The 13,749-nt window shown below is 65.8% G+C and carries 14 protein-coding genes and 1 pseudogene; 8 read left to right on the top strand and 7 right to left on the bottom strand.

Annotated features, from left to right (window positions below):
- Positions 1 to 25 precede the first annotated feature (25 nt).
- On the top strand, positions 26 to 820 hold the full coding sequence (locus ERC79_RS20565) for a transposase (RefSeq protein ID WP_131580223.1): 795 nt from the start codon (positions 26 to 28) through the stop codon (positions 818 to 820).
- Between the two features lie 32 nt (positions 821 to 852).
- Here the strand turns inward: ERC79_RS20565 and ERC79_RS20560 are convergent, their stop codons facing one another.
- The 5 genes and pseudogenes from ERC79_RS20560 to ERC79_RS20540 form a co-directional block, all read right to left on the bottom strand.
- On the bottom strand, positions 853 to 1,302 hold the full coding sequence (locus ERC79_RS20560) for a hypothetical protein (protein WP_131580222.1): 450 nt from the start codon (positions 1,300 to 1,302) through the stop codon (positions 853 to 855).
- A gap of 233 nt (positions 1,303 to 1,535) precedes the next feature.
- Positions 1,536 to 2,069 carry a DUF1109 domain-containing protein gene (locus ERC79_RS20555; protein WP_242676662.1) on the bottom strand — a complete coding sequence of 178 codons (534 nt, stop codon included), beginning with the start codon at positions 2,067 to 2,069 and terminating at the stop codon, positions 1,536 to 1,538.
- 104 nt (positions 2,070 to 2,173) lie between these two features.
- Positions 2,174 to 3,405 (bottom strand): annotated as a pseudogene (locus ERC79_RS20550) (IS110 family transposase).
- A 521-nt stretch (positions 3,406 to 3,926) separates the two neighbouring features.
- A complete protein-coding gene (locus ERC79_RS20545; RefSeq protein ID WP_131580220.1) occupies positions 3,927 to 4,427 on the bottom strand; it encodes a hypothetical protein in 501 nt (166 codons plus the stop codon).
- A gap of 200 nt (positions 4,428 to 4,627) precedes the next feature.
- Positions 4,628 to 5,005, bottom strand: coding sequence for a hypothetical protein (locus ERC79_RS20540; RefSeq protein WP_242676661.1), 378 nt, complete (start codon positions 5,003 to 5,005; stop codon positions 4,628 to 4,630).
- A gap of 784 nt (positions 5,006 to 5,789) precedes the next feature.
- On the opposite strand from ERC79_RS20540, the gene ERC79_RS20535 reads away from it, so the two are divergent.
- Entirely contained in the window at positions 5,790 to 6,335 is a 546-nt protein-coding gene (locus ERC79_RS20535) for a flavodoxin domain-containing protein (protein WP_242676660.1), read from the top strand.
- A 69-nt stretch (positions 6,336 to 6,404) separates the two neighbouring features.
- On the opposite strand, the gene ERC79_RS20530 is transcribed toward ERC79_RS20535, so the two are convergent.
- Together ERC79_RS20530 and ERC79_RS20525 are read right to left on the bottom strand one after the other, a co-directional pair.
- Complete coding sequence (locus ERC79_RS20530; protein WP_131580218.1) at positions 6,405 to 7,106, bottom strand: GntR family transcriptional regulator; 702 nt, start codon at positions 7,104 to 7,106, stop codon at positions 6,405 to 6,407.
- Positions 7,103 to 7,648, bottom strand: a complete 546-nt coding sequence (locus ERC79_RS20525; protein WP_131580217.1) for an HD family phosphohydrolase — start codon at positions 7,646 to 7,648, stop codon at positions 7,103 to 7,105. Before ERC79_RS20525 ends, ERC79_RS20530 begins: the two co-directional genes overlap by 4 nt.
- Before the next feature lie 98 nt (positions 7,649 to 7,746).
- Between ERC79_RS20525 and ERC79_RS20520 the strand changes: the two genes are divergently transcribed.
- From ERC79_RS20520 to ERC79_RS20495, 6 genes are all read left to right on the top strand, one after another.
- Entirely contained in the window at positions 7,747 to 8,874 is a 1,128-nt protein-coding gene (locus ERC79_RS20520; RefSeq protein WP_131580216.1) for a TIGR03364 family FAD-dependent oxidoreductase, read from the top strand.
- Between the two features lie 88 nt (positions 8,875 to 8,962).
- Positions 8,963 to 9,616 carry a phosphonatase-like hydrolase gene (locus ERC79_RS20515; protein WP_242676915.1) on the top strand — a complete coding sequence of 218 codons (654 nt, stop codon included), beginning with the start codon at positions 8,963 to 8,965 and terminating at the stop codon, positions 9,614 to 9,616.
- 40 nt (positions 9,617 to 9,656) lie between these two features.
- A complete protein-coding gene (locus tag ERC79_RS20510; protein ID WP_131580214.1) occupies positions 9,657 to 10,718 on the top strand; it encodes a 2-aminoethylphosphonate ABC transporter substrate-binding protein in 1,062 nt (353 codons plus the stop codon).
- A gap of 1 nt (position 10,719) precedes the next feature.
- Positions 10,720 to 11,916 carry an ABC transporter ATP-binding protein gene (locus ERC79_RS20505; protein ID WP_131580213.1) on the top strand — a complete coding sequence of 399 codons (1,197 nt, stop codon included), beginning with the start codon at positions 10,720 to 10,722 and terminating at the stop codon, positions 11,914 to 11,916.
- Positions 11,913 to 12,818: a 2-aminoethylphosphonate ABC transporter permease subunit gene (locus ERC79_RS20500; RefSeq protein ID WP_131580212.1), complete on the top strand. Its 906-nt coding sequence runs from the start codon at positions 11,913 to 11,915 to the stop codon at positions 12,816 to 12,818. The genes ERC79_RS20505 and ERC79_RS20500 overlap by 4 nt, the downstream gene beginning before the upstream one ends.
- Complete coding sequence (locus tag ERC79_RS20495) at positions 12,793 to 13,590, top strand: ABC transporter permease subunit (RefSeq protein ID WP_131580211.1); 798 nt, start codon at positions 12,793 to 12,795, stop codon at positions 13,588 to 13,590. Before ERC79_RS20500 ends, ERC79_RS20495 begins: the two co-directional genes overlap by 26 nt.
- The last annotated feature ends 159 nt before the right edge of the window (positions 13,591 to 13,749 follow it).

Here is a 13,749-nt window from a genome sequence, read left to right as displayed (position 1 = left end):
CTGGACTCGGTCATCACCTCACGCAGTGGCTGATCGGCCGCGGCGAAGCGGTCGTCGATATCCCGTCGACCGCGACAGCGCGAGTGCGGGAACTCTCCAGTGGTGGCCGGCGCGCGATTTCCGGCCGGTCGCCCCGGAAGGCCACACCGACGTCCTGCGGATTCTCGACGAACACCGGGTCGACCTGGTCAAACAGAACGGCCGGCTCGTCAACCAGCTCCACGCCCTGCTGCGCGAGCTGTTCCCCGGAGGCATGGAACGGGACTTCGACACCGAGGACGCCGCCGGTCAGCTCAAAGCGTTCTCGCCGGAGACGACTGCGGATGCGATGCGCAAGAACGTGGCCCTCGACATTGTCGGGGACCTGCGGCGGGCCCGGTTCCAGATCGAGGACATCACCGCCCGAATCAAGACCGATCTCGCTGCCAGCGGCACCAAGCTGCTGAAGATCCCGGGCGTCAGCATCGTCACCGCAGCCCGGATCCTCGCCCGCACCGGCGATCCCACCAGGTTCGTGAACGAGGCGGCGTTCGCGAACTACAGCGGCACGGCGCCGATCGAGGTCGCCAGCGCCGACAAGCAGCGCCATCGACTGTCCAGGTCCGGTGACCGCACCCTGAACTCGGCGATCCACATCGTCGCCGTCACCCAAGCTAGGACACCCAGCAGCGACGGATACGCCTACCACCAGCGCAAGATGGCCGAAGGGAAGACTTCACGAGAGGCGATGCGGTGCCTCAAACGGCAAGTCGCGAAACGCCTCTGGCGCACCATGCTTCACGACTTTCGCGAGCGTCTTGATGTGCCGCTAACCGCATGATCTGCAGCCGCGATACGTCCATCACGACTGCTTCAACGAAGATTGTCGGGATGAGATGGTCGACCTCGTCCGATCCAGTGAATGCCGTTCTCATCGGGTAGATAAGGATCCGGCAGGTAGCAGGGGTAGAACTCACCTGTGTGCCATGCGCCAGCGACTCGCTCGGGATCATCGGGCGTGAATCCCGAGCGCACCGTCGGCAGATGCTCACGCCAACCGACCAGCCCCGAACGGTCGCGACCCCAGACACGGACAACCAACGTCATGATCGAATCTGCCCAGTCCAGCCGCTCGATCTCGTAGACGCCGGTATCCCAAGGCCGTGCCGAAAGCTGGCGTGTCAGTGCAGATAAGAAGCGCATATCCCAGTCGGCCTGGGCGAAGTTGCCATGCCGTTGGGTCGGCTCCTCGTCGTCAAGGTTGGCGTCGGCGTTGTACGTCTGTCGACTGGACTCACTGTCCGTGTGATGGCGACGTTCCATAAAGAAAGTCTGCCAGCTGGACTGCTTGTACAGCCGGATCGCCTATGGCGGGCAGAAAGCGGCCTTGATTGCGACGCGAAACGGTGTGGGTCGACGCTTCCCTCGTCGACCCACACCGAGATCACGGGGCCGGTGTTCGAACGCTCCTGGGGTCGACAGCACACACAGACATCTCAGTTAGTTAAGACGCAAGCGGAGCGTCTGCAGTAGCTCGCTCGATGGGGCCATCAGGTTCACCACACGGCGGTGAACTCGTACCAAGGTCCACCAATGTGGGTTGACGAGAAGTCGTCGAAGCCCGCGGGATTCCCCGCCGGGGAATAGACCCACCCACTAATGGTGCTGCTCGCGAGTATTGGAGCTTCGGTGAAGAAGACAGCACCGCCTGGATCCTTCCTCACAGAGATGATGTCGAACGGACCGATCTCCACATTCGCGCGAATGCGTTCTGTGCTGGCAAGCAAGTCCTTTGCCGTCTGCTCGAACTGGGGACGCATCGCGTCGAAGTCCGGCGGAGGCAGCAGTAGGCCGATCGCCAGCACGCCGACCACGGCGAGCGGGGCAGGCAGGATCCACCACGACCATCGACGGTCCTGCCCCACGACGTAGAGCGTGCGGATCGCCCAGACCAGCCCCGCCACTGCGAGTATCAGCAATGCAACTCCACCGAAAAGGAGTGGGTCCGCCCACTGCCTATTGCCGAACCGTGACGGCCACCAGTCGTAATTGATGCAGACCAGCACGAGCAGTGCGAAGACGGTGATCATCAGGAGACGCGGACCAGGCGGCTTATTTCGCGTCACTTCACCTGCAGGTTTCGGCTCCGACTCACGCATTCCGACAATCTAGCGGGGGCTTCTTGCCGTAACCGTCAAGCGGCCAACGATGGAGCACCGGGGAACGCGCGTAGCTCGTCGTAGACCTGCCGTGTTCGTAGGCAGGTATGGAGCTGGCCGAGGAGTTTTCCGAACAAGTGGCGTTGGGCTTGGCGGCTCCAGTCACCGGCAGCCCGTCTGCGGTCGAAGTGTGCTCGTGCGCCGGGCGAGTTCTGGATCGCGACGAGGGTCCAAAACGATCCGACAGAGGCCAGGCGGTTGTTCTTGATCTGCCGGTGCATCACAACGGTTCTCTTCCCGCTGGCTCGGGTGACGGGTGAAGCGCCGGCATACGCTTTCAACCCGCGTGCGTCGGCGAATCGTATACGGTCGTCACCGATCTCGGCGAGCAGCCGGGCGCCACTGACCGCGGCGAGTCCGGGGAAGCTGTTGATGATCATCGCGTCCGGATGCCGCTCGAAGTGCTCAGTTGTCGCCACAGTCAGCGTCGCGACCGCGTCGCAGGCTGCATCGAGACGCTGCACGAGCGTTTACAGCTGGATGCCCATCGCGCGCTCCACCAACTTGGGTTGATGCAGCTGCTCGGTGCGAAGAGCCTTCCGGATCCGGGCTGCGTCTGCGTCGACATTTCGTTGCCGGCCAGCTTTCCTCAGCAACGAACGCAACCGTGCTGGGGTCAGCCCTGCTGCGGATTCAGGCGTCGGTGCTGAGGCAAGAACCGTGCGGGCATCTGCGCGCGTGATGCCGCCACCGCTGAGTCCGTCGAACGCAGTCAGTGCTGCCGGGAAGTAGTCCTTGAGCAGCGATCGGATCTGGTTACCGAGCGCAGTGCGTGCCCACACGGCGTCCTGTTGCGCACGGCGAGGACCTTGATCGAGCGAGCCAGGTCGGTGTCGCACGGGATGGGCCGGTGTGACGAGCGATCTATGCGCAGAATGTTGGCGAGCATCACTGCGTCCGCGGCATCCGATTTCGCTCCGGACACGGTGCGCTGACTGCGATACCGCGAGGCAGACAGCGGGTTGATCGCATACACCACCCGCCCGCTCGCCCGCAGAGTCGCAACCCACAAACCACGGTCGGTTTCGATCGCGACCGGAATCGGATCCTCCGGGCGGTCGCCGACGTCGGCGAGGACCTCGAGTTGGCGGGCAAACCCGTCGGCGTCGTTGCTCACCCATTCTTTCACCAGGACGGTGCCGGTGTCGTCGATGACGGCGATGTCGTGATGGTCGTCGGCCCAGTCGATCCCACAGAATCTGTCCACCTGCACTCCCTGTATGTCGAGGAACACGGTCGGTCGAACCGAAGTGGAGTCACACGACGCCCTAATTGCAGGACTCAGCAGCGATGATGGTCCGTCATCTCATCAGTCGTGTCGTGACGCCAGCACACCGCAGGGGCCTCGATCTATCGAAGAGCTCGCAGCTCGTGAACACCATGCGAGAGGTTGATCCCTGCGGCCGGCTCGCACCACGAGCAGGACACCACCGAAACCCTCTACGCCGGGTGAGCCGCGCCGTTCTCTGCGTGAAGGCGTCCCGCAAGAGCGGCCACCAGGAACCCATGAGCGTCACACCCACCAGCGCGGAGGGCCCGGCTGCACGGGCTTCGGGCCCGCGTAGGAATCAATTAGGAACCCTCGTTCCACGGGCTCTTACAAGGGCAACAGAGCCACCACGGCGATCCACAGGGTGTCGTGCGGCCGGTGCTGGGCCGGTGATCGCGGTGAACGATTGTTGGCAGCTGGACTCGCTGGTTCGGGAGCGCGACTCCCGCTCAGGCCTGTCATTGCAGCGTCACCAACAGCGCATACGCGACGACGGAGTAGCCGTCGGGAATCGGGCCGTCTCGGTGCACAGTCCGCGGCCCCTGGTGTTCGACGCTGTACAAGCCCGCATATCCGGTCAGGGTCCTCACGGCCCGCTGGATGACCGGGCGCCGGTCGGTGACCAGGACACGGCCTGCGGGTTGGGTGCGGTAGCTCGTCCACAGGTATCGGTCCCAGAACAGGCAGCCGGTCAACGTCGTGTTACCGGTGATGTCGAGACCGGGAGGAAGTAACGTGGAGAATCCGTGATCGAGGTGGGCCCTGCGCTCGACACCCGCATCGGTCTCGATCTCCTCCACCCGCGCCGAGATCGTACGCACCAGTTCGGCGGGCAGATCCATCGTGTTGGGTGTGATCCATTGCGTGGTGGGTTCACACACCTGGCCGACGTCCGGCTCGTCCGGCCACGGTTCGAGGTCTTCGATCATCCACAGTGTCGTCGTTTCGGTCCTGCCCATACGAGAAGTCTCCAGTCGATGACATCGACTCTAGACGACGACACGCTCAACGGCCTCCGTCTCGGGTGGGGTTCAGTCGGCGCCATTTGCGCACAAGCAACATTCCGCAGGACCGAACTCGTCCGGCGATCCGACGAAGTCTCAAATATTCTGTCGTACTTGCTGACCGTCAACGGGACGCGATGCGATAGGAAGAGCAGTCACACCTGGATAGCCCGCACTGCGAGCAGGAGACCGGACTCCATATCCTCGTCATAGCTGATTCTCAGCTGGTGGCCATTCGGTGCGGTAGCTACGTACACCTGCTCGCTGCGTTCGAGATTCGGTCTCCGTACCTCTTCGCGGAACGGACCGTCGTCGATACTCACATTCCATCGGTCAAGCTCCTCGCTCACACCGGACCACTCCAGCAAGGCATCTCGCGTAGCGTGTGACGCGGTACGCACCATGACAGTTCCGGAGGAGTCCGGGAAGCTCGAGTGCCATTCGCAGGAGACGACATCATCGTCGCCGGACAGATGCAGTCCCAGCTCGGACGCGAAGGAGAGAGCGGAATCGCAAGGGTCATTATGAGACACCCGAGGAATGGTGGACATACCCGCGAGGAGGAGAGCAACCACTATTGCCCCACATGTGGGCCACAACCACACGTTACCGATCTGCGAGCCCCGAGTCTTCAACCGATCACGCATCCATCACACCGTACGGACACTCAAGGACCATGAATCGGGCCGAGGCCACAGGAATGAGCCTGGATGCCACGTCGACCGACTCGACGGGGACCGAGAGCGGGCACCCATAAAGGGCGATGGTGAACTCTTCGCGGCTGAGCAGGCATTGCTGGTGCGGCAGTGGTCCGCACGAGCCCGATAGTCGAGAAGCGATGGCACGTCCTCCGAGACCGCCATCGCGGCAAAAACGAACTGGAGCCCGTCCAATCCGGACGTCACCGCCGAAATCCAACTGGCTATCCCATTGTCGTTGCCCGTCGAAACGAGAGACGGTGACACGCATACCTCGAGGTTGGGGCCAGAGAACCCGCGGCACCGATGGTACTTCGTCATCTGATTTCCTCACCTCGAGGTATGCGCCCGAATGAATGCCGATCCTATGCGGCCGTCAGGAGGGTGAGGCGAATCGGATTGATTTCGATCCCTTTTCGATGTTGACTACCACACACGGCGGGCACGACGATTGTCAGATGGGAGCGGGCGGCGAAGCGGAGCCGATCGATCAGGTCATGGCGGGTCTGGTGACGCGGAATCCGTCTCAATTGCCTGTCCCCATCGTGTCGGGACTTTCATGCATCCCGAAGACCCGTACCCGAACCCGGCGACAGAGCCGGATCGGTCTGATAGTTCGATGACAGGGGGTTCCGCTGTGAAGGTTCTCGTCGCATACGCAAGCCGGCATGGCGCCACCACCGGGATCGCGGAGCGCATCACCGAAGTGATCCGGTCCGGCGGACACACGGCGGATCTCGTGGAACTACCGGTCTCGATGTCGCTGGAGGGCTACGACGCCTGCGTCATCGGTAGTTCCGTGTATATGAGGCACTGGGAGAAGGCGGCGAGTTCGTTCGTCCACGACCACCGCGACGGCCTTGTCGCGCGTCCCGTCTGGCTGTTCACCAGCGGTCCCCTCGGGGATTCCGAGGTCGACGAGCAGGGGAACAACGTACGCGACGCCGCGACGCCGCAGGAACTGCAGGACCTCACGGATGCCATCGCACCCCGCGAGCATCACATGTTCTTCGGCGCCTTGGACCCGAAGACCCTCGGCGTGGGAGCTCGTTTGATGCGCAAGCTGCCCGCCGGACGAAAGCTCCTACCCGAAGGCGACTTCCGGGATTGGCCGGAAATCGAGAACTGGGCCAAGGCCATCACTCGGACGCTGGACTCGATGTGACGCAACACCGTTTTCCACCGCGCGAGCGCCGCCTCCGACCACAGCGGTTCGGCAGGGTCTGCAGCGAGATCAGCGAAGCTCGGTAACGAACGCCATCCGGTCACCGCGATACAGCGACCGGACACGCTCGATCGGCACGCCATCGGCATCCCGGGAGACACGGTGCAGCTTGATCATCGGCATCGCTGTGCTCGACTCCACCAGTGCCGCCTCCCTCGGCGTGGGCAACGCGGTTTCGATACGTTCAGTCGCCGTCGTGAACGCTACGCCGCGCGCCCTGATCCACGCATACAGCGAAGTACCCGGGTCGAAGGTCTCAGCGAGATCCGGAAAACGCCGGCGCGGCAAGTACGTGCTCTCCAGACCGATGCGCTCACCGTCGGCGAGCAGCACGCGCTCCAGATGAATCACCATGTCCCCCAGGCCGATCTCGAGGATCTCCGCTAGCTTCGCGTGCGCGTCGATCTCCTCCCACCGCACCAGGAAACGCCCCGGCACCCGACCCTGACTCAGTGTCCCCTCGGTGTACGAGCCGAGCGACAACGGCTGCACCAGCTTAGGGCGCGCCACGACGGTGCCGCGGCCACGACGCTCGACACGCCCCGCCACCAGCAACTCCTGTAGGGCCTGTCGGACCGTCTCGCGCGAGACGCCGTAGCGGGCAGCGAGTTCCCGCTCAGCCGGCACTGCGTCCCCCTCCGACAGGTCGGCAAGCAGGTCCTCCACCTGAGTCCGCACCAGGTAGTGCTTGGGGAGACTCTCGACTGTCATCCCGCCGCCGCGATCCCACCAGAGCGCACTCGACGGGCCACCGCTACGACGTCGTCAATCGTGGGCGCCTGCGCCCCAGGTACTTTCGCGCGGTCGTCGTAGCGGCGCAGCTGCAGCGCGGCCGGCCACCAGGGATGCGACGACCATTCCTCATCCACCGCCGGCCCGCCCTGTGCCCTCAGTGTCGCAACGGATTCCGCAGACAGTGTGTCGCCGTAGCCGGGTTCGGTGGCCACGAGATACCGCTTGGCCGCGACGTGCGCGCCAGCGAGCCAACCCACCCGATCGCCGAACCGCGGCGTCAGCCAGTCCCGCGCGAACCGGTCGTGCGCGACATCGCGGGGCAGACCCAGCAGCGGACTACGCGCGAGGTCGTGCAGCGCGCTCGCGAGCACCAACTCGTCGTCGGCGCCGTCGGCCATCGCATGCCCAGCCGCCTGCAAGGCATGATCGAGTTGGTCGACCGCCTCACCATCGAACACTTCACGCAGCGAATCCAGCAGCACAGCAGTCTCTTCGAGCACGATCGCGTCGTCGTTCATGGGCCCAAGAATACACAATTTCGGTCTATACCAATTGTTCATCTGGAGTTTCCCAAACATCCCCCAGTTGGTCTAGACCAATGCGCATGCTGAGTCTCATGCGAATTGCAATTGTGGGCGGAGGAATCCTCGGAACGGCGCATGCCGACGAGGCGATCCGTCGAGGACATGACGTCATCCATCTCGAACGCGAACTCGAGGCGCGCGGTGCCACCGTACGCAACTTCGGATTGGTGTGGGTATCCGGCCGAGCCGAGCACGAGCTGGAGGCGTCGCTGCGCTCCCGCGAGCTGTGGGCCGATCTGGCCCGCCGCGTTCCGGAGATCGGTTTCCGCGCGGCCGGGTCGATGACGCTGCTGCGCACGCCTGAAGAGCTCGCGGTCGCGGAGGACATGGTGGCCCGCGCCGACGCCGACGCCCGCGGTTTCGCACTGCTCGAGCCCGATGCGGTGCGCGCGGTGAACCCGGCATTGCGCGGCAAGTTCCTCGCAGGCCTGCACTGCACCCGAGACGGCGCTGTCGAGTCCCGCATCGCGCTGCCCGCGATTCGCCGCCACCTCGAGGCAACCGGCCGCTACACCTTCCACGCCGGCACCGAGGCTCGTGAGATCAGCACCAGCGAGGTGGGCGTGCGGATCCGAGACGATCACGACCGCACGTTCGATGCCGACCTGGTGATCGTGTGCCCCGGCGCAACGCTGGGCGGACTGGCCCGCGACCTGGCCGGCGAGCTTCCGCTGCGCCGCGTGCGCCTGCAGATGATGCAGACCGCACCGCTCGGTGAGGCACTCACCACCGCGATCGCCGACGGCGACAGCATGCGCTACTACCCGGCGTTCGCCGGCTCGGCCCTCGACGCGCTGCGAGGCGCTCAGCCGCAGGATCCGATTGCCGCGGAGCACCGCATGCAGATGCTCTGCGTCCAGCGCCTGCACGGCGGACTCACCATCGGCGACACCCACGAGTACGACGAGCCCTTCGACTTCGACGTGGACGAGGCGCCGTACCAGCACCTGACCAGCGTGGTCGAGGAGCTGCTGGGCCGCAACCTGCCGCAGATCGTCAAGCGCTGGGCCGGTGTCTACAGCCAGTGCCTGGACCCGAAGCAGTTGGTGCACCGCGCACAGCCGACCGACGGCGTGTGGGTGGTCGCCGGACCGGGCGGGCGCGGCATGACCCTCGGCCCTGCCCTTGCCGAACAGACCGCCGACCAACTGGGCCTCTAGTCCCGATCACCCGGTAGCTCCATTCAGCCCAGTAGCCCCGATTACCCCAGGAGATAACGTGACCACCATCAAGCTCGCCGTACTCGACATGGCCGGCACCACTGTCGCCGACGACGGCCTCGTGCTGCGCGCCTTCGACGCGGCCGGTACCGCCGCGGGGCTCGCGCCGACCGGCCCCGAGGCCGATGCCGCCCGCCAGTACGTGCTCGACACCATGGGACAGTCCAAGATCGTCGTCTTCCGTGCACTGTTCGGCGACGAGGACCGCGCCCAGGCCGCGAACCGTGCATTCGAGGCCGCATACGACCGTCTCGTCGACGAAGGCGGCGCAACCGCCATTCCCGGTGCCGCCGAGTCGATCACCGCGCTACGCGAGGCCGGCGTCAAGGTTGCGCTGACGACCGGGTTCAGCCGAACCACGCAGGACAAGCTGCTGGCCGCGCTCGGCTGGCAGACGCTACCCGACCTCACGCTCTCCCCCGCAGAGGCCGGCCGCGGGCGCCCCTACCCCGATCTGGTCCTCACCGCCCTCATGCGCCTGGGCATCGATGACGTGAAAGATGTTGCAGTGTTGGGTGATACAGCGAACGACATCACGAGCGGCCGGAGGGCGGGAGCCTCGATCGTCGCGGGCACGCTGACCGGCGCCCACAACGAGGAGCAGTTGCGCTCCGCCGGACCGACCCATGTCGTGCCGTCGGTCCGCGAGTTCACCGAGCTCGTTCTCTCGCACGACAACTGACTCCTTCCACCTTTCGAATACCCGAAGACAGGACCTCCGAATGAGCAGGAACACCAAGCTCTTCCGTATCGGGATAGCGGCGATCGCGATGACCACCGCTGCTCTCACGCTGACCGCCTGCGGCGGCACCGGTACCGCCGCAAGCGGTGACGGCGGCACCGTCACCGTCTACAGTGCCGACGGCCTCGCAGGCTGGTACAAGACCCAGTTCGCAGCGTTCACCGAGGAGACCGGCATCGCCGTCAACCTCGTCGAGGCCGGCTCCGGTGAGGTCGTCTCGCGCGTCGGCAAGGAGCAGTCCAACCCGCAGGCCGACGTCGTCGTCACACTGCCGCCGTTCATCCAGAAGGCCGATGCGCAGGGCCTGCTCGAGCCGAGCGGCATCGACACTTCCGCGGTCCCCGCGGACGTACAGGACCCGGCCGGCAAGTACGTCCCGGTCGTCGACAACTACCTGTCGTTCATCGCGAACCCCGGCGCCAACCCTGCCCCGGCGACATGGGACGACCTGCTCACCGAGCAGTTCAAGGGCAAGCTGCAATACTCCACCCCCGGCCAGGCCGGCGACGGCACCGCCGTCCTGCTACTGCTGCAGCACCTCAAGGGCAAGGAGGGTGCACTCGACTACCTCGCGAAGCTGCAGACCAACAATGTGGGCCCGTCGTCGTCCACGGGCAAACTGCAGCCGAAGGTCAGCAACGGTGAGCTGCTCGTCGCGAACGGTGACGTCCAGATGAACCTCGCGTCCATCAAGGACGACGGCTCGAAGTTCAACATCTTCTTCCCCGCCGAGACCGACGGGAAGCGCACCACCATCGCGCTCCCCTACGTGATGGGACTGGCCAAGGGCGCACCGCACTCCGACGAGGCGAAGAAACTGATGGAGTACCTGCTCTCGGAGAAGGCACAGAAGACGGTTGCGACCGACGCTCGGGGTGTCTCGGTGCGCACCGATGTCCGTCAGGCAGCCGGCACGTCGACCGACAAGTCGACCCCGACCGGACTCGTGAACGGCGTCGAGGTGTGGACGCCGAATTGGACCGACGTCCTCGCCTCGCTGGACGCCGATATCGCCGCCTACCAGAAGGCCACCGGTAACTGACATGCCCCGATTCGAGCCCGGGCGGTCCCCCGGCACCACCGCCCCCGGAAAGCACGGCGCAGGAACGGAAGGCGCCACCGGGTACTCCGCTCCCGCCATCACGTTCGATCGCGTGACCGTTGCCTACGGGCGCGGACGCGGGGCCACCCGGGCCCTGGTCGACTTCAACCTGCGCGTCGCTCGCGGCGAAACCGTCGCCCTACTCGGCCCCAGCGGCTCGGGCAAGTCCACCGCACTCAAGGCTCTGGCCGGTTTCACCCGGCCCACCGCTGGGACAGTGCGGCTGGCAGGCGAGGACGTCACCGACCTGCCGCCCGCCAAGCGCGGTATCGGTGTCGTCGTCCAGTCCTACGCCCTGTTCCCGCACATGCGCGTTGCCGAGAACGTCGCTTTCGGTCTTCGGGCGCAACGAGTTCCGCGGTCCGAGATCGCGGGCAGGGTATCCGACGCCCTCGCGATGGTGGGCATGTCGGCGTACGGCAAGCGGCTGCCGCGCGAGCTGTCGGGCGGGCAGCAGCAGCGCGTCGCGATCGCCCGCGCGCTCGCGATCCGCCCCAAGGTCCTGTTGCTCGACGAACCGCTCGCGGCCCTCGACGCGCAGCTGCGCCAGAGCATGCTCACCGAACTGCAGGAACTGCGGGCGGCGCTGCCCGACACCGCGATGCTGTACGTCACGCACGACCAGTCCGAGGCCCTGGCCCTCGCCGACCGCATCGCCGTCATGCGGGATGCCAGACTGGTGGATATCGACACTGCCGAAAACCTGTGGAAGCGTCCGCCGAGCAGCTTCACCGCGGCATTCCTGGGTGGTGCGAACCTGTTGCCCTGCAGGGTGACCCGCGTTATCGGTACCTCGGCCCTGGTATCGGTCGGGGGCGCTCCCGTGACTGCGCACGCACCGCAGCCCGACATCGGCCGCACCGAATGGAAGTCCGACGCGGGGGCCCTGCTGTGCCTGCGTCCGCATGCGATCACGCTCACCTCGCCCGTCGAGCGCGGCGCGCTGCCCGCCCGCATCGTCGCAAGCGTGTGGCGTGGATCGTCGACCCGAGTGACCATCGCGTTGCCGGAGCTGCCGGAGACCCCGATCGACGTCGACGTCCCCGGCCACGACGAGCGCCCGATCGGCACCGAGGTGGGCATGCGGTTCCCGGAAAGCGGAGCCGTCCTCGTGCCGGCTCCGGAGGCCGTGTCGTGACCACCGTCCTCGACTCACCGATCATCGCCACCCCACCGGAACGGCCCGAGCTGTCCCGCTGGCGGTCTGGGCTGTGGGTACTGCCGCCACTGCTACTCGTACTCGGTTTTGCGGTGTATCCGATGGCTCGGGTGCTGGCCGAGTCCACCGTCACCCCCACCGGACGCGGCTGGTCCACCTGGACCGAGGTCCTCGGCTCGTCCTCCTTCCGGAAGGCGTTGTGGCGCACCGTGGAAGTCGCGGTCGCGTCGACACTCGGCTGTCTGGTGCTTGGCACGTTCCTCGCCCTGGTGCTCGCGTTCGTTCCGTTCCCGGGCTCCAAGGTGGTGGGACGGCTGATCGACACCATCCTGTCGCTGCCGTCGTTCCTGATCACGCTCGCCTTCACCTTCCTCTACGGCACGGCGGGCGCCGTGAACGCTCTCATCACCCGGATCAGCGGGGCCGAGCAGGGTCCGCTGAACTTCCTCAACACCCCGTTCGGTGTGATCGCCGCCGAGATCACGTTCTTCACCCCGTTCGTCGTCCGTCCGCTGCTGGCCGCGTTCACCCAGATGCCGCGTGAGCAGCTCGACGTCGCCGCGAGCCTCGGTGCCTCGCCCCTGCGGGTGCTGCGCACCGTCGTGCTGCCCGAGGCGTGGCCGGCGATGATGGCCGGCGGCTCACTGGTACTGCTGTTGACCCTCAACGAGTTCGGCATCGTCCTGTTCACCGGTGCCAAAGACGTCATGACACTGCCGGTGCTGATCTACACGCACGGCATCGTGACGTTCGATCTGCCGGGCGCCGCCGTGATCGCGACGGTCCAGGTGGCGCTGTCGCTCGCGCTGTACGGCGGGTACCGCTTCGTCTTCACCCGACTGATGGGAGGTAGCCGTGCTGCTGTGGACCCGACACGCTAGGTATCTGACGCTGGCCATTTTCGCAGCGGTGGTGACGGTGGTGTTCGTCGCTCCGATCGCGACCGTGATCGCGGCCGCCCTTGCGGGGGCCTGGAACGGGCCGCTGCCGTCGAATCTGGGCACGAAGAACCTGTCGACGGCGCTGTCCGATGACAATCTCGCCAGCATGGTCGTGAGTCTGCAGACCGCGATCATCGCCGGCGGCCTCGCCCTGTTCGTCGGAACGTGGGCCGCGCTCGCGGCGCGGGAGGCACCGGCGTGGCTGCGCAAGATCACCGACGCGGTGTTCCACCTGCCGGTGGCACTGCCGTCGGTCGCGATCGGGCTGGGTCTGCTGATCGCATTCAACGAGCGCCCCCTGCTGCTGGGCGGCACCAAGTGGATCGTCATCCTCGCCCACGCGGTGCTCGTGCTGGCGTTCGCCTTCAGTTCTGTCTCCGCCGCGCTGGATCGACTCGACCCCGCCTACCGGCAGGCCGCCGAATCCCTGGGCGCCGGACCGGTCCGCGTCCTGCTACGGATCACCCTGCCGCTCCTGGTTCCCGCCCTCGGCGCCGCGGCCGGTCTGTCCGTCGCGCTGTCGATGGGCGAACTGGGTGCCACGATCATGGTGTACCCCGCGACGTGGAAAACGTTGCCGGTGGCCATCTTCGGACTCACCGACCGAGGTCAGGTGTTCCAGGCTGCCGCCAACACCACCCTGCTGCTCACCGTCACGCTTGTCGCTCTGCTCGTTCTGGGTCGCATTCGGGGGCGCGGCGCACCGCGCTGACACAGAAGGCGCACACTCCGCGAGCGTCCGATCCACATCAGCGCCCTGCCGCAACCGATCGTGTTGCGGCAGGGCGCTAGTGCTTTTCGAGCCCGAACACCGCGGTAGACACAAGCCATTCCGACATATCCGTACAGGAGTCGCCGCCGAATATGCCCG

The sequence above is a fragment of the Rhodococcus sp. ABRD24 genome, assembly GCF_004328705.1.
Classification (GTDB): Bacteria; Actinomycetota; Actinomycetes; order Mycobacteriales; family Mycobacteriaceae; genus Prescottella.
This window is presented reverse-complemented; position numbering and strand designations above follow the sequence as displayed.